15 protein-coding genes, 1 tRNA gene and 2 pseudogenes are annotated in these 17,972 nt (G+C 55.0%); 2 read left to right on the top strand and 16 right to left on the bottom strand.

Annotated features, from left to right (window positions below):
• Positions 1 to 64: 64 nt before the first annotated feature.
• From pqqA to ACVWZT_RS06975, 4 genes are all read right to left on the bottom strand, one after another.
• A complete protein-coding gene (pqqA, locus tag ACVWZT_RS06990; protein ID WP_003243383.1) occupies positions 65 to 136 on the bottom strand; it encodes a pyrroloquinoline quinone precursor peptide PqqA in 72 nt (23 codons plus the stop codon).
• Between the two features lie 160 nt (positions 137 to 296).
• Positions 297 to 2,597, bottom strand: a complete 2,301-nt coding sequence (gene pqqF / locus ACVWZT_RS06985) for a pyrroloquinoline quinone biosynthesis protein PqqF (protein WP_457468728.1) — start codon at positions 2,595 to 2,597, stop codon at positions 297 to 299.
• Positions 2,598 to 2,679: 82 nt separating this feature from the next.
• Complete coding sequence (locus ACVWZT_RS06980; protein ID WP_296234681.1) at positions 2,680 to 3,474, bottom strand: carbon-nitrogen hydrolase family protein; 795 nt, start codon at positions 3,472 to 3,474, stop codon at positions 2,680 to 2,682.
• A 14-nt stretch (positions 3,475 to 3,488) separates the two neighbouring features.
• Entirely contained in the window at positions 3,489 to 5,171 is a 1,683-nt protein-coding gene (locus tag ACVWZT_RS06975; RefSeq protein WP_457468727.1) for a flavin monoamine oxidase family protein, read from the bottom strand.
• Between the two features lie 521 nt (positions 5,172 to 5,692).
• On the opposite strand from ACVWZT_RS06975, the gene ACVWZT_RS06970 reads away from it, so the two are divergent.
• A complete protein-coding gene (locus ACVWZT_RS06970) occupies positions 5,693 to 5,983 on the top strand; it encodes a hypothetical protein (protein ID WP_296234679.1) in 291 nt (96 codons plus the stop codon).
• Between the two features lie 12 nt (positions 5,984 to 5,995).
• Here ACVWZT_RS06970 and ACVWZT_RS06965 read toward each other — a convergent pair whose 3' ends face one another.
• From ACVWZT_RS06965 to mobC, 12 genes and pseudogenes are all read right to left on the bottom strand, one after another.
• Positions 5,996 to 6,457: an Lrp/AsnC family transcriptional regulator gene (locus tag ACVWZT_RS06965; RefSeq protein WP_296234678.1), complete on the bottom strand. Its 462-nt coding sequence runs from the start codon at positions 6,455 to 6,457 to the stop codon at positions 5,996 to 5,998.
• A 125-nt stretch (positions 6,458 to 6,582) separates the two neighbouring features.
• Positions 6,583 to 7,512 (bottom strand): annotated as a pseudogene (locus ACVWZT_RS06960) (MerR family DNA-binding protein); the annotation flags it as partial.
• A gap of 23 nt (positions 7,513 to 7,535) precedes the next feature.
• A pseudogene (locus ACVWZT_RS06955) lies at positions 7,536 to 7,622 on the bottom strand (MerR family DNA-binding transcriptional regulator); the annotation flags it as partial.
• Positions 7,623 to 7,660: 38 nt separating this feature from the next.
• Positions 7,661 to 8,530 carry a class I SAM-dependent methyltransferase gene (locus ACVWZT_RS06950; RefSeq protein WP_457468726.1) on the bottom strand — a complete coding sequence of 290 codons (870 nt, stop codon included), beginning with the start codon at positions 8,528 to 8,530 and terminating at the stop codon, positions 7,661 to 7,663.
• Positions 8,531 to 8,685: 155 nt separating this feature from the next.
• Positions 8,686 to 9,807, bottom strand: coding sequence for a Fic family protein (locus ACVWZT_RS06945; RefSeq protein ID WP_457468724.1), 1,122 nt, complete (start codon positions 9,805 to 9,807; stop codon positions 8,686 to 8,688).
• Positions 9,808 to 9,997: 190 nt separating this feature from the next.
• Positions 9,998 to 10,112: transfer RNA gene (locus ACVWZT_RS06940), tRNA-OTHER, on the bottom strand.
• Positions 10,113 to 10,326: 214 nt separating this feature from the next.
• Complete coding sequence (locus ACVWZT_RS06935; RefSeq protein WP_296234673.1) at positions 10,327 to 11,589, bottom strand: hypothetical protein; 1,263 nt, start codon at positions 11,587 to 11,589, stop codon at positions 10,327 to 10,329.
• A gap of 90 nt (positions 11,590 to 11,679) precedes the next feature.
• Positions 11,680 to 13,692: a hypothetical protein gene (locus ACVWZT_RS06930; RefSeq protein WP_457468722.1), complete on the bottom strand. Its 2,013-nt coding sequence runs from the start codon at positions 13,690 to 13,692 to the stop codon at positions 11,680 to 11,682.
• Positions 13,692 to 14,201, bottom strand: a complete 510-nt coding sequence (locus ACVWZT_RS06925) for an ABC-three component system middle component 4 (protein ID WP_457468720.1) — start codon at positions 14,199 to 14,201, stop codon at positions 13,692 to 13,694. The genes ACVWZT_RS06930 and ACVWZT_RS06925 overlap by 1 nt, the downstream gene beginning before the upstream one ends.
• Positions 14,194 to 15,426, bottom strand: coding sequence for an ABC-three component system protein (locus ACVWZT_RS06920; RefSeq protein WP_457468719.1), 1,233 nt, complete (start codon positions 15,424 to 15,426; stop codon positions 14,194 to 14,196). The genes ACVWZT_RS06925 and ACVWZT_RS06920 overlap by 8 nt, the downstream gene beginning before the upstream one ends.
• A gap of 24 nt (positions 15,427 to 15,450) precedes the next feature.
• On the bottom strand, positions 15,451 to 15,852 hold the full coding sequence (locus tag ACVWZT_RS06915; RefSeq protein WP_457468718.1) for a hypothetical protein: 402 nt from the start codon (positions 15,850 to 15,852) through the stop codon (positions 15,451 to 15,453).
• A 241-nt stretch (positions 15,853 to 16,093) separates the two neighbouring features.
• Positions 16,094 to 16,525, bottom strand: a complete 432-nt coding sequence (gene mobC, locus ACVWZT_RS06910) for a plasmid mobilization relaxosome protein MobC (RefSeq protein WP_457468716.1) — start codon at positions 16,523 to 16,525, stop codon at positions 16,094 to 16,096.
• Between the two features lie 270 nt (positions 16,526 to 16,795).
• Between mobC and ACVWZT_RS06905 the strand changes: the two genes are divergently transcribed.
• Positions 16,796 to 17,934, top strand: a protein-coding gene (locus ACVWZT_RS06905) for an IS3 family transposase (RefSeq protein ID WP_457468714.1) whose coding sequence is annotated in 2 segments (ribosomal slippage) — positions 16,796 to 17,039 and positions 17,039 to 17,934 — 1,140 coding nt in all. Because the reading frame shifts where the segments join, the coding sequence is not laid out codon by codon here.
• The last annotated feature ends 38 nt before the right edge of the window (positions 17,935 to 17,972 follow it).

Below are 17,972 nucleotides of genomic sequence, written 5' to 3'. Positions count from 1 at the left end.
AGAAAACCGTAGCGAATAAACGAAAACGCCCCGGCAGGCCGAGGCGTTGAACCGTAAGCCAGGCTTAGCGGTTGGCGAAGTACATGGTGACTTCGAAGCCGATGCGAAGATCAGTGTAAGCAGGTTTGGTCCACATGGAATTACTCCTTCCGGATGAGGGTTGGGTTTGTCAGCTAATACTAGGGTACCGCCATGGGCTGGAGGTTCCCTTGAATCGGGATTGCGCTATCTTACAAGAAATAGCTGTACCGAAAGGTTAATTATTAAGAAAAGTGCCCTTGCAGCTGGCGTAATAATCACGCGGTTGCGGTCAGCCAGGCGCCCTTAGGTGCGGCGGCATTGGCCAGGCACAGCCACCGGCTGTCGCTGTCGAGGAGGTAGCCCAGCAGGTGCTCCAGATCCGCTTGTTGCGTGCCGAGAATCGCCCCGCGCAGCGCATCCAGGCCCCCGGTTTGCCTAGCCAGGCATGTCTGCCATGCCCATTCGGCGACTTCCTCGTTGGCCATCGCGGGTTCCGCGAATTGCCCGGCCAGCGCCTGACGAGCGGCAGGGTCGAAAGTAATGCCCTGGCGTAGCAAGGTGAGCAAGTGGTCGAGTATCTGCGTCTGGCTGGTATGTGGCGACTGCACGCCGAACAGCAGGCCGCCGACCCCTTCGACCTGACGAAAGGCACTGAATACCGCATAGCCAAGTTGCAGTTCTACCCGCAGCCGTTGATAGACCGGCCCTTGCAGCAGTTGGGCAAGCAGGCGGCCAGCGGCTTCCCACGCCGCCGGCAATGGGCAGAACAGCAGCAGGGCATGTTCACTGCCCGGGACGTCGACCTGCTGCCAGCGGTGGTTGGCCCAGGCCGGCAGCGGGCCAGGCGCCGTGGCCCGACCAGGGCAATGCTGCAATGCCGCCGCCAAGGCGTTCAGGGCGCTATCGTCGAAGCCAACCGCCAGGCCGTGCCAGCGCGCATGCTGCCAGAGACTGTCGAGCTGAGGCCGCGCCAGCGTGCCGGGTGGAACAGGCGCAGGCAAGGCACCGAGCACGGTGTCGGGCAGCTGCTTGAGCAAGGCCCTGATCGGTATCAGCGGCGGAGGCGGGGTCGAAGGGGCGAGCCAGCTATCGTCCGGTGGCTCTGCCAGCAGCATCAACGCCTGTTCCAGGGTACCCAGCACCGCTGCCGGCAGCCCGGCGCAGCGCAACTGCCAGTATTCGCCAGCGGCGCTCAACTGCAACTGTACCGACGCCCGCGCGCAGCGCTCCTGCAGGGGTTGCAAGGCGCGTTCGAGCACCGCGTACAGCGGCTGACGCGAGGGGGCCGGGACCTGCCAGCGCAGGTACAGCGTCGCGTACTGACGGGTGGCCGGCAGCTGGTCGCTGATCTTCAGGGCTGCTGGCAATGGTTGTGGCCTGGCAGCAGGCAGGTCGGCCTTGAGCAAGGGCTCTACGGCGGGCAAATGCCAATGCCCATGTACACAGCTCGGCAGGCCCGCCAGCAGGCTACGGAAGGCCTGCAGGGTATTTGTATCCAGGCCGGTAAATGGCAGACCGGCACTGTCCCGGCGGGCCAGCTCAAGCGCGCTGGCACTGCGTTCGCGGCTTTGCTGCAGCAAGCCGAATTCGGCGTTCAATTGCTCGGCTTCGGTTTGTCGGAGGAAGCCGAACCATCCTTGCAGCAGGGCATCCACCTCTTCCCCGCACGCGTCCTCGGCAAGCTGCAGGTCGATATGCCACAACAATTGCCCGGCGTATGCATACAACGCCTCGGCCTTGAAACCCTGCAGCCAGCCGCGTTGGCGAAGCGCAGCCAGCCAGGTGCCCGGGCGGCTGTCGCCAAGGCAACTGATCAGCAGCTCCAAGGCTTGCTCGGCACCCACCGGCAAGTGCGTGTGGCTGAATACGCGCGCCGTGGTCGCCGCGGCCAGCGGCGGTGGCAGGGCCTGAGGTACCCGTTCACCCGTTGTGAACTGCGCAGCATGCTGTCGGCCGAGCATTTCCAGTTCATCCAGCGGCTGCGGGCCGCACAGGCTCAAGGTGATCTGGCCGCCTTGGTAAAAGCGTTGATGAAAGCCCTGCAATGCTTGCTGGAAGGCCGGGTCGTGCAAGGCCAGGGTGTACCGGTTGCCGGCGTGGAAAGCACTCAGTGGGTGGCCGGGCGCTGCGGCCTGCAGCAAGGCGAACTGCTGCTGGGCCTGCGGGTTGCGCGACCAGGCAATGAACTCGGCGTGGATCACCTCACGCTCGCGGCGTTGGCGCTCGATGCCCAGGTCCGGTTCGGCGAGCATCTGGCACAAGCGCTCGAGCCCGCCCGCCAGGGCCCTGGGCGGTACCTCGAAGAAAAAGTCGGTGGTGCGTTCCCGGGTGCTGGCATTGACCTGGCCACCCAGTGCCTGCACGTAGCGCATCAGGCCGTCTGCAAGCGGGAAACGCGGGGTGCCGAGGAAGAACAGATGTTCCAGGAAGTGGGCCAGGCCGGGCCATTTACCCGGGGCATCGTGGCTGCCCGCGTGCACCCGCAGGGCAGCGGCCGAACGCTTCAGGCGCGGGGCGTGGCGCAGGGTCAGCTGCAGGCCGTTGGCGAGGGTCAGGTGGCGGATGGCGTCAGGCATGGGGGCTCCGGTTGCTGCATGCCATGCTAACCCATTTGTTGGCAGGCTCGGCCTCTTCGCGGGTTAGCCCGCGAACAGGCCGTCAACCTTTATGCAGGTGCAGTTCCTGGCGCAGATCGGTCAGGTAGGGAAATGCCGCCCGTCCCTGTACCACCCGCTCATGCTCGAGTTCGGCCAGCAACTGGCACTCGTCATGCCCGGCCATTGCCAGCAGGCTGCCATCGGGGCCGATGATGCTGCTCTGCCCGCAATAATGGATCTCGTCTTCGGCACCACAGTAGTTGGCATACACCAGGTAGCACTGGTTCTCCTGAGCCCGCGCCCGCACGGTCACCTGGCAAACGAAGTCGTACGGTGTCATGTTCGCCGTCGGCACCAGGATCAGCTCGGCGCCGTCCAGCGCCAGGCGGCGGGCATTCTCCGGGAACTCGATGTCGTAGCAGATCAGCAGCCCGACCTTCCAGCCATCCAGCTCCACCACGGGGAAATGGTCAGGACCTGGGCTGAACATCGAGCGGTCCAGTTCTCCGAACAGGTGGGTCTTGCGGTAGTTGCCCAGGCTGCGTCCCTGTGCATCGATCAGCTGCACGCTGTTGTAGATCGCGCCGTCAGCGCCGCGCTCCGGGTAGCCATAGACAATGGCAATGCGGTGCGCCTGGGCGATCTCCACCACTTCCATGGCGGCCGGGCCATCGTCGGCCTCGGCCAGGCGTTCGACCTGGCCCAGGCCGATGTTGTAACCGGTCAGGAACATTTCCGGGCACACCAGCAACCGCGCGCCGCGTTCGGCCGCCAGTTGCGCCTGGTGGCGCAAGCGTTGCAGGTTGCCGGGCACGTCCAGTGGCTTGGGCGTGCCCTGGAACAGAGCGATGCGCATGCTGCCTCCTTGTCTCAGTCCGCCAGGGCGATCGGGCCGATGTCGTTGAACACGTCGCCTGGGCCTGGGTTTTCCGGGTGGGTGCGGCCACCAAAGTGGTTCATGATACCCCACACCGCATTCAGCGAGGTCTGCACAGCGCCTTCGACCCAGGCAGGGGTCCAGGACACGTCGTCACCGGCAATGAAGATGCCACGCTGCTCGGCAGGCATGTCTTGCTGCATGAAGTGCGCATACATGCGCTGGTTGTAGCGGTAGTGGCCAGGCAGCGCACCCTTGAAGGCGCCGAGGAAGTACGGGTCGGCTTCCCAGGAAACGGTGATCGGGTCGCCGATGATGTGCCCGGCGATATCGGTCTTCGGGTAGATCTTCTTCAGCGCGTCCAGGGCCAGCTGCACGCGTTTCTCCACCGGGTGCGGCAGCATCTTCAGGGCGTCGCTCATCCAGGCGTAGGACAGGCAGATCACCCCCGGCTTGTCGTCGCCGTTGTCGAACAGGTAGGTACCGCGGGTGAGGCGATCGGTGAGGGTCATGCTCATCAGGTCGCGGCCGGTTTCCGGGTCCTTGTCCTTCCAGAATGGCCGGTCGACCATGACGAAAGTCTTCGACGACTGCATGTAGCGGGTGCGGTCCAGGGCCATCCACATCTTTTGCGAGAACAGCGATTCCTCGCAGTCGATCTGGGTGGTCAGCAGCCAGGTCTGGCAGGTGGCGAGCACGGCGCTGTAGTGCCGCGTGTCGCCCCAGTTGTCGGTCACCGCCAGGCGCCCATCGGCAGCGCGGGCGATGCGTTTTACCCCGGTACGCGGCGCGCCGCCATGCAGGGAGCTCAAGCTGGTGCCTTCGGGCCAGTGCACGCAACGCTCCGGCACATGGCGCCAGATGCCTTGCGGCACCTGCTCGACACCGCCGACCACCAGGTGCTGGTGGTCGTCGCAATTGGTCATGACCACGCGGAAGATTTCCAGCATCGAGTTGGGGAAGTCCGAGTCCCAGCCACCGGTGCCGAAGCCAACCTGGCCGAACACTTCGCGATGCTGGAAGCTCAGCTTGGCGAACGAGCGCGAGGTGGCCACGAAGTCGTAGAAGGTGCGGTCATCCCACAGCGGTACCAGTTTGTTCCACAGTTCCTTCAGGCGCGGTACGTCACGGTCGCGGATGGCCTGCTGGATGTCGGCGAACTGGGCACCGCTTTCCAGCGCGTCGGCCCAGGCGTCGGCCACCTCCTGGAACAGCTTGGGCAGGTCGCCGGGTTTCTCGGCGTAGTAGGTCTGGCCTTCCAGGTCGATCACGGTGCTGCCGGAGGCCGGCGTCAGCGGGTTGGGGAAGGGCTTGGTTTCCAGGCCCAGCTTGTCCACATAGTGGTAGAAGGCGGTGGACGATACCGGAAACCGCATGCCACCCAGTTCGGCGATGACCCCGTCGGTACCGTTGAAGGCTTGCGAACGCAGGCGGCCACCCAGTTTGGAGGCCTCGTACACCACCGGCTTGAGGCCCAGCTTCATCAGCTCGTAGGCCGCCACCAGCCCGGCGATACCGGCGCCCACGATGGCCACTTCCTCACCATGGCGCTCGGCCGGGATGCTGCCCAGGCCGGCGGGGTGTTCCAGCCAGTCGTCGAAGGCGAAGGGGAAGTCCGGGCCGAAAATGGTGATGGGCTGTTTGCCGTCGGCGGGGTGGCGGTTTTTCTTGTTCATGGAAGTGACCTTGCCAGAGGGGCTGCGCTGGGAGCGGAGCCTGAGTATAGGAGATGCCTGGGGCCATTTTAGGGAGTGGGGTGTTCGTTATTAAGGTGCATAGTGTTGTCCAAATGTCGCTTATCTCGTCTGAATGACGATTAATTCGACGTTTATGACGGATAGCCTATCCGAAGCAGACGACTTTCCCTGTGGGCTTTGAGTCGGAGGTGATCAGCCATTTCCTACACCCGCGCCGGGCGTTAAAGAATTACCTTACGCCCGCTATAGCCTCGGTCTGGCTGCGTGGGAAACGCCTCATCGTTAACTTCACTGGGTCGCCCCCGTTCGGGCGATCGGGTGTGAGAACCCATCTCCAACTTCGCACCAAGGCTTGTGTCATGGCAGCTGTGCGCGGGCAGGCTTCGGCCTGGCCGGATTTCCAAGTTGGCCGGTTTCTCACCCCGTGCATGGCTGCCGCCCAGTCCCGTGAGAAGGAGTTGGCAGGCAGTTTCCTCAAGTCTCAATTTGGAAATTGCATCATGAAGAGTTCTGATTCCGGTCAACCCGAAAAACTCAGACCCACCGCCGAGAAATCCTTCTGCAACTGCGACTCCAGCCACCCATCGCTGTTCGCCATCCGCCCCGGCATCGACGCCGCAGACGCCCTCGTCCACGCTTGCCTTCTGGCCCGTGGCCTCAACCAGATCGCCAGCGACTACGCCCAGCACCATGCCCCCGAGCGCAGCCGTGACAGGGTCTGGTCGATGCAGCATTGCGCCGAAAGCCTCTCGGCGATCCTGGAGGGCTTGCTCGACGGCCAGGAGGCCTGACCGCCAGCTGGCTCAGAGCGGCTGCCCGCGGTCCACCTTGCTGCTGAGGATGATCGACGTGGTGGTCTTCTCCACCCCGTCGAGACTGCCGATCTGGTCGAGCAACTGGTCCAGCTGTTCGGGCGAGTCGGTACGCAACCAGGCCACATAGTCGAACTCGCCGCTTACCGCACACAGCTGTTGCACCTGCCCCATGGCACTCAGGCGCCGCACCACCTCCTTGCCCGAGCGCGGCTGCACCTTGATCCCCACATACGCCTGCAGCCCGCCGCCCAGCACCCGCTGGCCCAGGCGCACACCATAGCCGGAGATGACCTTGTTCTTCTCCAGCCGCTCCAGACGCGAGTTGACGGTGGTGCGGGCGATACCCAGCTGGCGGGCGAGGGTGGCGACGCTTTCGCGGGCGTTGATCTGCAGCAGGGCGATCAGCTGGCGATCGATTTCATCCAGCGTGATGGAGCGGGGATCCGACATGGCAAGTCTCTACGGTTGGCCCGCTAGCCTAGCCAGCCCTTGGCAATCAGGGCAAGGGCAGCCGCAGTGGCTTTTGTTGACGAGGTGCTGTGCTGGTAGCAGGTGAGGCGTCGGGAGGGGGGGAATCAGGTGTTGGGTTTTTGGCCATCGGCACATGCAGAAACCGAAGCGACGGCGTCCTTGAGGAACGTCAGCAGACCAGGATGGAGCCAGGTGCCGATGTGCAGCTCTGGCTCCGACTCCTCGGCCCGTCGCATGGTCTGGAGGGCAGCGTCGTCCAGCGCGAGCTTGCGGCGCATGTCCAGCCACGACCTGGCGATAGCCTGCACCTCGGCGTTCGTGGTCGGACAACGAGCCTTGCGCAGGGCTTCCAACCTGTCCAGCAGGCGCGGCCACTCGCGCATGACGTCGATGTAGGTGCGTCGCAGATGTTTATAGGCGTTGGCAGTCAGGTGCTTGCGATAAACCAGCAGGCGGTGCTCACAGAACGCACTCAGGATGTACTCTGCGAGTTGTGGAGTAAAACCTGTGTTCGCCAGATCGGCGCTTTGCGAAGTCAGCAGATTATCTACGCGCACGAACATTCCGGCATTGGACCGCGTGTCTTTTTCCAACAGCGCCATCCAGTCGCGTGCTGCATGGCGAGCAACCGATGCGCGTGGTGACACGCCCTTTGCAAGCAAAGCGCGAAGGCCATCAACCCGCCCCTGCCAAGCAGCCGCGAATTTTCCGTTGCTTCCCAGCAAAGGCAAGCTGAGATCGTCCTCGGTGAGGTGTTGGCGGTAGCACGCCAAGGCTTCCAGTGTGCTCAGGCAAGCCGCCTCAGACGGTTCCTCTTCAAGTAGTGCGCGCTGGAGACGTTCCAGGCTGGCGCGAAGCTTCTGCTGACGTGCTATTTCCGCATCGACACGGGCCAGCTGTGCAGCGAGAACCGCTGGAGTTGAAAGCACGCCTCCATCAAGGGTGTGGCGAATTTCATCCAGCGGAATGCCCAGCTCGCGAAGCGCCAGGATCTTGCCGAGCCTTTGGATGTCTGTCGCGCCATAAAGTCGATAGCCGGCGTCAGACGAACGGACGGTTTAAGCAGCCCAAGGCTGTCATAGTGGTGCAGGGTGCGTACCGAAAGCCCCGACCGCCTGGCAAGTTCGCCGACTTTAAGTCGCACGGCAATATCTCCTCCTATAACCCGGTGGCGAATGTAGGTTAACCGACGGTGGCCCTGTACAGGCGCAAACCGCCATCCAGAGTCTGCAGGCCGTCTCGCCGGCGCATGAAGTAGCGAGCGTTGATGGCTTCAGCGTCCAGGCATTCCACCTCGCAGAACCCACTGCCAAGGAGCGTCGCCTGCAGTTCGGCGGGGTCAAACGCGCTTAGCCAAGGCTCGCCTGCGGCCGCGAATGAGCGTGCAGCCATATCGTCCATCCATTGCTCGACCGGTGACAGCAAGCCACGCGTAACGCGCGCATCGAACACAATCTCGCTCTGGGACGGATAAAGGGCAACCTGGCGGACCATTGCCAAAGCGACGGAGGTTTCCAGGTAGGGAAGTACGCCCAGGCAGCTGAAAAAGGTCGGGCGTTCCGGGTCGATTCCATGTTTATCGAGCACTGCTGGCAAAGAAACTTCGGCAAGGTCTGCGGTAACGAAGGCGACGTTGGAAGGGATTGCGACACCGCTCTCCTGCAAACGCTCCAGTTTCCATTGTTGGATTTCTGCCTGATCCAGCTCGATGCATCTGACGCTGTCGGGGAGGCGGAGCGACAGCGTGTCCAGGCCGGCTCCGAGGATCACGACCTGGCGCAGCCCAGCGCTTATGGCAAGGGCCACTCGGTCTTCCACCAGCTTGCTGCGTGCGATCACGGCTGCGCGCAGCGTACGGAGCATTGGCGCATTGTAGGCATAAGGGTCGACGACCGTTTGCCGTGCCAGGTTGCTGCCCAGTACGTCGAACGCGTGCCTGTCCTGCAATAGCGTGGGTTCATCGAGAAGTTGGTGGGCCGCACGCGCAAGGGCCATGGTAAGTGCTGACCGGCGGCGGGGAATGCCCTCGAGAAGGGGTTGTTGTTTCATCATTACCGTTACATCCCATCACGTCTGGTTGACCATACGCATGGTCAAGCCTCCCGTAGCGTGAGGGTCAAGTCCGCTTACGCGATCTGTTGGTGCGGGGGTGGCCATTGTTCTACGGGCTGATGAAGCAGTGCGGCAGATGAGAGTGGTTCAGCTGCTCAGCGTGTTATCTGATAGCGTGTGCTGCGCCCGCCACCAGGCAGCCGTTCGATACAGCCCTTTTCCAGCAAGTCGCTCAGGTGACGGGTCGCGGTGGCTTTGGATACCTTGGCTACCGCTTGGTACTGAGCGGCGCTGATGCCATTTTCAAAGCCACGTTCTCCACCATCCAGCAGGTGATTGAGCACTTTGACCTGCTCTACCGACAACGCCTGGCTGCGATGCGCCTGCCAGAAGCGTGCCTTGGCCAGCACGCGATCGATACGAGCAAGGGCCTGATCCAGGCTGTTGAGCAAGGTCGCGAGGAACCATTGCAGCCAGGCGGTGATGTTCAGGAAGCCTTTCTGGCTGGCCTCGAGGATGTGGTAGTAACCGGTGCGGTCATCGAGGATGCTTGCGGACATGGCGTAAAAGCGGATGGCCTGCTGCTCGCCCTGGGCCAATGCCAGGTCGGTGATTGCGCGCGTAAGGCGACCGTTGCCGTCATCGAAGGGGTGCAAGGTAACGAACCACAAATGAGCGACGCCCGCGCGTACAAAGGGGTCGAGGCTCGTATCACTGCGACTGCGCTCGAACCAGGCGAGGAATTCTGCCAGTTGCGCTTCCAGCCCTGCGCGAGGAGGGGCTTCGAAATGTACGGTAGGGCAGTCGATCCGGCCTGATATGACCTGCATCGGCTCATCGCCACGCAGTGCGCCGATGTGTAACGGTCGAGCCAGCAGTTGCTCGTCGCGGGGGAATAACCAACGGTGCCAGGTGAACAGTCGCTGTTCGTCCAGCGCTTGCTGGTGGGCACGGGTGGCGTCGAGCAGGAGTTCCGCCAGGCCTTCGGAGCGTGAGGTGGTGCGGCCTTCTTCCTTCAACCCCAAGCGCCGTGCCAGTGATGAGCGTACCGAACCGACATTCAGTTGTTCGCCCTCAATGGCAGAAGAGGTGATGATGTTCTGCAGCATGGCATCCAGGCTGCTCTGCACTTCGCTGTCTTTCCCCACCGCGCCGAGCATGCCCAGCAAACGTCCCTGTGCCTGACCGCAAGCGCGCAGCAGCGGTGCAAGCGCTTCGGCTTGCCAGCTGAAGTGCGGCCAGTCGGGCTGCTGCCAGATCCAGAGTGGGTCGTTCATAAGGTTCGCTGAGCCGATTAACGAGCCTATTCGGCTCACATGATGAGCCGATAATGCCGGCTATTCGGCTCACTGTCTATTTTCCAGGCAGGTTGTTTGGTTATTGCGTGTTGTGAAACGTCAAAGTCACATTGCGTTTTCGCAGCGCTAGAAACGCAAAAGCCGCGCAATCGCGCGGCTTCGTCGTAGCTGGTGGGCCCACACGGACTCGAACCGTGGACCAAAGGATTATGAGTTGCTGGGCGAGCTGATATGCCTGGAGAAAGCGCTGTAAAGTGAACGTAGCTTGGCATAGCTGTAGGCCCCGTAATGCCGGATGTTGAGCTTAATCTTGAGAAGGTCGCCCAAGCTGAGCATTGTACCGCTTCCGTACCGATTTTCAGTAGAAATATCCAACGATACTTGGAGTACGGGGCGTCTGAATGCCCACGTGTAGCTCTGCTACCAAACGGTTAGGTTGAGCAACCGGCGTACCGGGCATTCCTAAGATTGCGCGCTACAAGTAAATGGACCGTGAATTCAGTGCTTCGACTTTTTTAGTGAAAGTAAACGAGCTCGATCCTCTAAAATTATGTTCTTAACTTTCTCATGGCTTCGTTGCTTTGCTCGTAACTCGAAAGCTTCTGCTTGGAAAATATTTGAAATAGAGTTCATGCGTCTTTCACCTAGTCGAGCTAGTAGCCAGTCTACAAATTCCTCGTTAAAAAAAGGGAATGTAAGCGAAGACTTTCGGTGCATTGCCATTGCGCGTAGCTCTGTAAGTCTGAGGATGTCAGCCACATCGGTATCAAAGGTGATTAAATTGCCAAGGTAAAATTCAGCTTCAGGTAGAGTATTCGTGTTGGCCATTGCATCTAAAGCTCTTGGTAAATAAAGATCCCATGAGCAATTCTTTATTATTGCAAGTGGGTCTTTCTTATCAAGCAAAGAGTTGAGTTTTTTTGATAGCGCAGATCGGCCGCTTCGACATAATATGTCAGCGCAAACAATCAACTCTCTTAGCATAAAAATTGATAGATCTTCATGCATGAACTGCATAAGCTCTTCCATCTTGTACTCTGATGATTTGGAAGAGCTTGCTTCAATAATTTTGGTGCGTAAAATCATGCATTCCACAAGGCTTACTTGTTGTTCAATGCCCTCGCTCAACCCATTATCTAGTTGGCTTTGAAAATCAGAAATTAATTGGTCTGCCTGATATTCAGCTTGCTCTTTGTGAAGTTTTCTAAATCGTAAGCCCCAAGACTCGTCTAGAGGGTTAGGGTCTAGTGACAGTGCATGGATTGCTGCGAGAGTCATGCGGCTGTTCTCGATCGTTTGTGAACTCCAGGAACGTTGCGCCTCCCACAGATACAAATATGGATTTAGGTTAGAAAGCTCCTCTCGGTTGAGGTTTTTTCGTAGAGATAGCCCGCGATTAATCAGTTCCGAAGACGGCTTGTCGCGATATCCCAGTGCCTTAATGAAGCTTGCTGCATTGGAATCAACAAACGTACCATACCCCATTTGAAATCTTACTGGCGACAAAGTGCTGATTGCTTCAGTGTCCAATATCCAAAGTGATTTTCCGCGAAAACAGGTTGATATAAAGCCTCGGTCAGCGAACTCTTGGCGTCTAAGTTTAAATGGACCTCGATCATCAGCCGCGGCATAAATTATCCTCCAGTCCTTGAGCAAATGGTGGTTACTTTCATACGCCCTTAATGCTGAGAGCGGATCTGGAGAGGAACATACCTGATGCAGAGCGAACTGCATGTCATAGCTGGCGTGGCTGAGGTCCATAGGATTAAATACTCCTGTCAGAGTGGATGCGCATTTAATTTGGCTGCCTGGCAAATCCAGCATCGTTGACGTAACACTTATATCTGGCCATCATCTATTTGTGTAAGGGAATGCTTTTGGGGGGGCGGCTAAGTCCCAGTCATCAATAAGGCCGGTCGGAAGACCATTCACTCCATTTGACCTATAGTGTGCAATTTCCAACCCTTGGATTTCGTAGGCAACGTTATGAGGTATGTCGTTGTCAACCAAAATTATCTGGCAAAGTTTGTTTTTATTGTCGAATTGCTCGGCGGTTTTAATAAGTGCTTCGAATAGGTTTTTGTACTTCTCAGGATCCGCAACTCCATCTGCTTCGTTTAGATCATCGGTTTGATCTGTGGCAGAATTTTCGGGAGTCTTACCCAAAAACTTACCTACGGTGTCAATCATTAGCAGTCCCGGAAGATTGGTGTCCTTCCGTAGCTTTTGAGAAAGGATAGCCGTCAGATAACCAATTGAGACGATCGTGCGCAGACCTCCAGAATTGATTTTCCGATACTCAGTGCCTCTCACTACAGGGAAAAAAGTTTTTGAATGAATTCCTACGCCGTTGTGGTTTTTTATTTTAATTTCTTTTATGAAGTTGTTGAGGTCAATGCCTAAGTCTCTAATTACGTTGTCGAGCGAAGGCGCATTCTTTCGAAGCTCTTCCAATTTTATTTTAAGATTCTCAATATTTCCTGCTAAGCGCGCTATCTGATCAGCAATTCCTGTTTGAGTGTTTCTTACACGCAGAGAATGCACCGCTTTTCCTCTGCGTTCATCAAGCTGGGCAAGTTCTGAAATGATCGCATCTCGCTCTGCTAAGTAAGGCGATATCGAGGTTTTTAGCTCGTCGTCGATCATCTCGCGAGCTTTGTTTTTCTCTGTGTAAAGCGCTGAAAGAAGGCTGTTGGCTATCTCCAGGTCAGCTCTGTTCTCTGCGATTAGCTGCTTCAGATCCCTAGTTCTACGGGTGATAGCTGAAAGTTCGTTTTTTAAACGGCTATCGTCAGGTAAGTCAAATTTTTCAGATAGATCTTGGATTTCGATAACTGTTTCACAAATTGGGCAATTAGTTTGCTCTTGGACGTCACGTCCGATGATTTCCCTGGCTGAAACCCCAGCCTTTATTCGCTCAATATCGTTTTCATACTCGTTGAGGAGCCGAGTGAATCGTTCAATGTTACGTAACTTTGACTTCTTTGTATTTTCTTGCTGATCTATCTTGAGGCTTATTGTGTTTAGCACGTCCTTCAGCCCTTGGTACAGTGCATTATTGCTCGTCATTCTTTTGTTTAAATCAGATACTTGATCCTTTAGCTCTGCTTTAATAAGGTCGATGTTGCTAATTTCTTCATCAAGTGACTCAGTATCTTTGAATTCCGTTTGCTTCAAAAATGAAGTAATTGCCGTATACTGACTGATCAGCTGTGTCTTATCAGTTGATTTTTTTGAGATTTCAACCTCGAGTTCCGAAGCGCTAGAATCTAGAACATTAAAAATGTATTTTAAGACTTCCCTGTTTTTAGTTTCCAAAACAGGGTTGCCGATGTTGAGCATATGAGAGCTGCCTACATCATCTTGGTCTAAATACATGAACTTAAATAAGTCTAAAAAGCTCAATCGAGCTGTTTCTGACGAGTCTTTTGTCGGTGCTTGCTTCAGCCGAACAGTAGGGAACTCCAAAGCCTCTAGCAAAAAGTCAGAAAGACTCTTGTTTTGCTCATCTCCCTTTGTAACGCTTGACCTAAATTTTTCCGGGAAAGAATCAGATATTTTTGAAAGCTCGCAGAAGTATACGTCAATGTCTTTTGACGGATTGAATAAGTCTCGACTTATGCAGTACGGTCTTCCATTGATGTGAAGTTCAAGAGTTGCGTGTTTTACCGAGGAGGTGATTTCTTTGTCCAGCTTGATTTCTTTGCCGCCGAGTAAATAATAAACAAGACGCAGAATGCTTGATTTTCCGGTGTCGGCATCGCCATAGATTATGTTGATGCCGGGATGGAAAGGGACTCGATATTCTTTTCGATGTCCATGCAGAATTAGATTCTTGAGAAGAAGACCTTCAGATGTATTCATTATGCTTCCTGCCTTAAGGCTGAATTTATATATCCATTGAGTTTCGAAGAGGGCTGTGACTGAAGCTCTGATAATAATTTGATGAAGGAAGATATTCTTTGAAAATATCCCTCGGTTAATTCGCTGGCTTTGTTTTTGCCGATGTCAGTCAGGTCGAATAAAAAACCATCGTTATTGGAATATTCTACGGATAGGAAGTCCTTTGAAGCTAGAATTTTTAGCATAGTCAGAATCCTTTCTCGGTCGAATAGCTCTTCGACGTTTGGAGACAAAGTCCCGACTGTGTAATAATCCCTTTCTTCTATAAGGATTTTATTTTTGTTAGCAAGCTTCAGGACGCTATTGAGTAAGGAAGGGCGAGTGGTAAGAAAGTAGAAAGATTGAATTCTATCTAGATTCAATACCTTTTTACGTTTTTTTGTTACGGCGAGCCCGCTTATTACTAGCAATAGCACGCCAAGATTATAGTGAAGCTCTCTCTCTGGTTGTATGTAAGGTAGCTTACTCATTTTTGTCCTCGCTTATAAGTTTTTTCAAGGACGAAGCAGGGATGTCTTTGGTCCACCAAATATTCTCGTCTTCAGAGTTTGAAAGTTGATGGAGCATTCCTTGCTTATGGATGGCATTTATGAAAGGGATGAAGGTTTCTAAAAAGCCCTTGTCTTCTTTTAGAATTACTTCGTGGACGTCTGTTAACAAAAGGCCTGAATTGGGAATGCCGTCATGAAGATATTTAGAGTAGCTAGTTTGGTATATTTTTCTGATTTTTTTGTAAAGATCGGCGAGGCGTTTTTGATCGGATGGGCTGTTAAATATTTTTCTAATATATTCGGCATTTAGAAAGACTTCTTTGGCCTCTCTTATGGAAGTTTTATGTATATCTGCGCTGATAAGCTTTAGTACAAACAGTTCGTCATCAAAATTGGTTTCGTCTAGAAGCTCTTGAAATTCTAGATTGGACATTCCAGGGTCGCTTTTTTCAAAATCTAAAATTGTTTGTCGAACTGCGATAAAGATTGTGCTGCCTGGGCCCTCAGGCTTAGTTATACTTGTGTGATCTTCGTTAACAGGGATGATATCTGACTTTTCTTTGTCCGATGGAGCTGCGCTGGTTTTTTTCACTACTGTGTCATAAGCGCCATAAAAATATTTTGTGGTAGGTCTGAGACTTGTTTTCAGCCACTCGTCACTGATCTTGTGTATGAAGTCGTTAAGCGGGGCCAACCCTTCAATCTGAAGGTTCTCGCTTATTAGCTTTCCGTATGTCGCTGCTTCCGCTCCGTGATGTGGCACAGCTAATGAAATGAATAGCTTTATTTTCGAAGGGTTTTTATCTAACAGGTCACTAATTATCGCGCTCTTCGTAACTAGCCCGCCCATGCTATGAGCAACAATAATTATATTTTGGTAGGACTGTAGTCTGAAACGGATCTCGGTTCTCAGCAGATTTCCTATTTCTTCAATACTTATATTCTTGGCAAGTTTTCCATGAGAAGTGGAGAAAACTCTTTTGAGAATTGTGGAGACTTTTCCCGCTTTTGCAAATAGATTCAGTAGCTTGGTAAAGTAAGAAAATTGAGCAATGTCGTATTTTTCTGAAATTTCAGGGTCGTCAAGGAGCAGCTCTGGGAAAGACTTGGCCGTTCCATTTCTCCAGGTTGCTTCTCCGCCGCAGAAACCATGTACGAACAAAATTAGGTTTTGCTTGTTATTCTGAGAGATAAATTCAATCATTGTTTTTACCGAATTATTAGTTTTTCAGAATGCATGTATTATTTGCATAGCCAAAAATTTTTGGCGGCGCTTACCAATCGAGGTGTTAGCCAGCCCGGCTTCCCGGCAGTTTAGGTTCACGGTTGTTACGCGTTCGCTGCACCCGGCATCAGCCACCGAAAATGCCCGATCTGTTACCTTTGTTTTTACAACGAAGATGGTGGGATGTAAGAAAGCTTCGAGGATGGTCGAATGTTGTAGCCTGTCGCGGCCGTGTGCAGGATGACGGGCGTCTAGCTTTCTAGCTCTGAGGGCGAAGTAGCCCCTTAGAAGCTCGTGCATGCAGCCCTTGAGTAGAGGCGTTTTGATCAACCAGATGAGCATCGCCACCCGAGTGACCCTGGTCGGCGTGCCCTGCACTCGGGCGTCGAAGGGGTTGAATTCCATTTTCTGATCTTCGGTAGTCGTGAGCTAACCGAATCTTACCGAATCTTCATGTGATGGCACGATAGTATTGCGTAATTTATGCGGATTCCGGGTGCAACGGGGGCTTTCCTAGGCATAGAGCCGAACACGATGACTGAAATGGCTTCATCAATGGTCTGGCTAGATCGTATTCTTCGCCCTCGATCATGAAGGTCTCCAAGCGTGGATCACTCTCGGACCTTCAGTCTCGCAAACCCCGGCATCATTCGAGGCTCCAGCGCTCAAGACTGGCTCGGATCGCGTCACTTACGATGTCCGTATACTTGTTGATAAGACGGCTAAGCGCCTCGATTCGCGCAACGGTGATCGGCTCGTAATGACCTTCATTCAAGCTCCTGGCGATCTGGTTGAGATTCCGTCCCAGGGCGAGTAACTGATAGTTGGATTCGCCCAAGGCGTCGACTTCAGACATACCGAACTGGGGTTCATGGGTTAGTCCTATGCGGACGGCATCTACAATCCAGCGCCGCATAGAACAGCGCTCAACTTGAGCCCTTTCTTTGACAGCAGCTTTTTCGGAGATGGTCAGAAGAATTTCGAAACGCTCCTTCGGCTCCTTGGCGTTCTCCGTTTGGCGGTAGATCTTATGAGTGGGGAGGGCTTCGGCGGTTTTCAACTGTTGTTCGATAGCCATCTTTGATGGCAGAGCTGGGAGCACGGCCTAACCCCTCGCAATAGGTTTCCCATCGTTCTTTAAGAACAGGTCCTAACCTGACACTAAGAATGGGTGATTTGTTTCACTACCCATAACGCGAACCTTATCTAAGCCCTGGTGGGCATAAGTGGTATGCAGGATGTATGACACAGTACCGGTGATTAGCCTATCCTGCAGTAGTCATTTTGAATCGCCCCTGGTTTCCTAGACACCTCCTAGCCTCATAATGAAGCCCAAATAGGAGGTGCCATGAGTCGTCAGCGTTACCCTGAAGAATTCAAGATCGAAGCGGTCAAGCAAGTGACCGAGAAAGGCAAGCCTGTCGCCGATGTTGCCCAGCGCTTGGGCATGTCCGCTCACAGCCTCTACGCCTGGATCAAGCTCTACAGCAAACCCCAAGAGCAGCGTCAGCAAGACGATGACCAGCAAGCCGAACTGCGCAAGCTGCGCGCTGAACTCAAGCACGTGACGGAAGAGCGAGACATCTTAAAGAAGGCCGCCGCGTACTTTGCCAAGGAGTGCGGCTGAAGTACGCCTTCATCAAGAAGCACTCGACGGATTACCCGGTGCGGCGCCTTTGCCAAACCCTAAAGGTGCATCCCAGCGGCTATTACGCCTGGTTGGCCGAGCCTCAATCTGCCCGAGCAAAAGAAGATCATCGTCTGCTTGGCTTGATCAAACATGCTTGGCTCGAAAGCGGAGGCGTGTACGGCTACCGCAGAATTCATGATGACCTACGTGAGCTGGGAGAGACATGCGGGCGAAATCGAGTCGGTCGTTTGATGCAGGCAGAGGGGTTGCGTTCGCAAACAGGCTATCGCCGTCGACCTGGGTTTTATAGCGGAAAACCAACCGCGGCCTCGCCCAACCACCTTGCCCGGCAGCTCAAGGTCAGCGAGCCGAACAAGGTCTGGGTGACAGATATTACTTATGAAGGATGGCTTTATCTGGCGGTAGTGCTGGATCTCTTCTCACGCCAGGTAATTGGTTGGTCAATGAAGCCAAGGATGTGCAGCGACCTGGCTATCGACGCGATGTTGATGGCCGTGTGGCGACGCAAGCCACAGCAGCAAGTAATGATTCACACAGATCAAGGCAGTCAGTTCAGCAGCTCAGATTGGCAAAGCTTTTTGAAGGCCAACAATGTAATCAGCAGCATGAGCCGGCGGGGAAACTGCCATGACAATGCCGTAGCCGAGAGCTTTTTCCAGCTTTTGAAGCGGGAGCGAATCCGACGAAGGATCTACGCAACGCGTGACGAAGCCAGAAGTGATATTTTCGATTACATCGAGATGTTCTATAACCCAAAACGTCGACACAGCAGCGCTATGCAGCTGTCTCCAGTAGAATATGAGAAACGCTATTTTCTGAGCTTGGAGAGTGTCTAGGAAGCCAGGGGCGATTCAATTTGGCTGAGTTGGTAAAT

The sequence above is a fragment of the Pseudomonas sp. TE21394 genome, assembly GCF_054057835.1.
The sequence above is the reverse complement of the archived record's forward strand: the minus strand, read 5'-3'. Positions and strand labels throughout refer to the sequence as shown.

Coding starts and splice junctions, on each gene's coding strand:
- pqqF (WP_457468728.1), bottom strand. CDS start 2,597: ATGCCTGACGCCATCCGCCACCTGACCCTCGCCAACGGCCTGCAGCTG.
- ACVWZT_RS06980 (WP_296234681.1), bottom strand. CDS start 3,474: ATGCGCATCGCTCTGTTCCAGGGCACGCCCAAGCCACTGGACGTGCCC.
- ACVWZT_RS06975 (WP_457468727.1), bottom strand. CDS start 5,171: ATGAACAAGAAAAACCGCCACCCCGCCGACGGCAAACAGCCCATCACC.
- ACVWZT_RS06970 (WP_296234679.1), top strand. CDS start 5,693: ATGAAGAGTTCTGATTCCGGTCAACCCGAAAAACTCAGACCCACCGCC.
- ACVWZT_RS06965 (WP_296234678.1), bottom strand. CDS start 6,457: ATGTCGGATCCCCGCTCCATCACGCTGGATGAAATCGATCGCCAGCTG.
- ACVWZT_RS06950 (WP_457468726.1), bottom strand. CDS start 8,530: ATGATGAAACAACAACCCCTTCTCGAGGGCATTCCCCGCCGCCGGTCA.
- ACVWZT_RS06945 (WP_457468724.1), bottom strand. CDS start 9,807: ATGAACGACCCACTCTGGATCTGGCAGCAGCCCGACTGGCCGCACTTC.
- ACVWZT_RS06935 (WP_296234673.1), bottom strand. CDS start 11,589: ATGGACCTCAGCCACGCCAGCTATGACATGCAGTTCGCTCTGCATCAG.
- ACVWZT_RS06930 (WP_457468722.1), bottom strand. CDS start 13,692: ATGAATACATCTGAAGGTCTTCTTCTCAAGAATCTAATTCTGCATGGA.
- ACVWZT_RS06925 (WP_457468720.1), bottom strand. CDS start 14,201: ATGAGTAAGCTACCTTACATACAACCAGAGAGAGAGCTTCACTATAAT.
- ACVWZT_RS06920 (WP_457468719.1), bottom strand. CDS start 15,426: ATGATTGAATTTATCTCTCAGAATAACAAGCAAAACCTAATTTTGTTC.
- ACVWZT_RS06915 (WP_457468718.1), bottom strand. CDS start 15,852: ATGGAATTCAACCCCTTCGACGCCCGAGTGCAGGGCACGCCGACCAGG.
- mobC (WP_457468716.1), bottom strand. CDS start 16,525: ATGGCTATCGAACAACAGTTGAAAACCGCCGAAGCCCTCCCCACTCAT.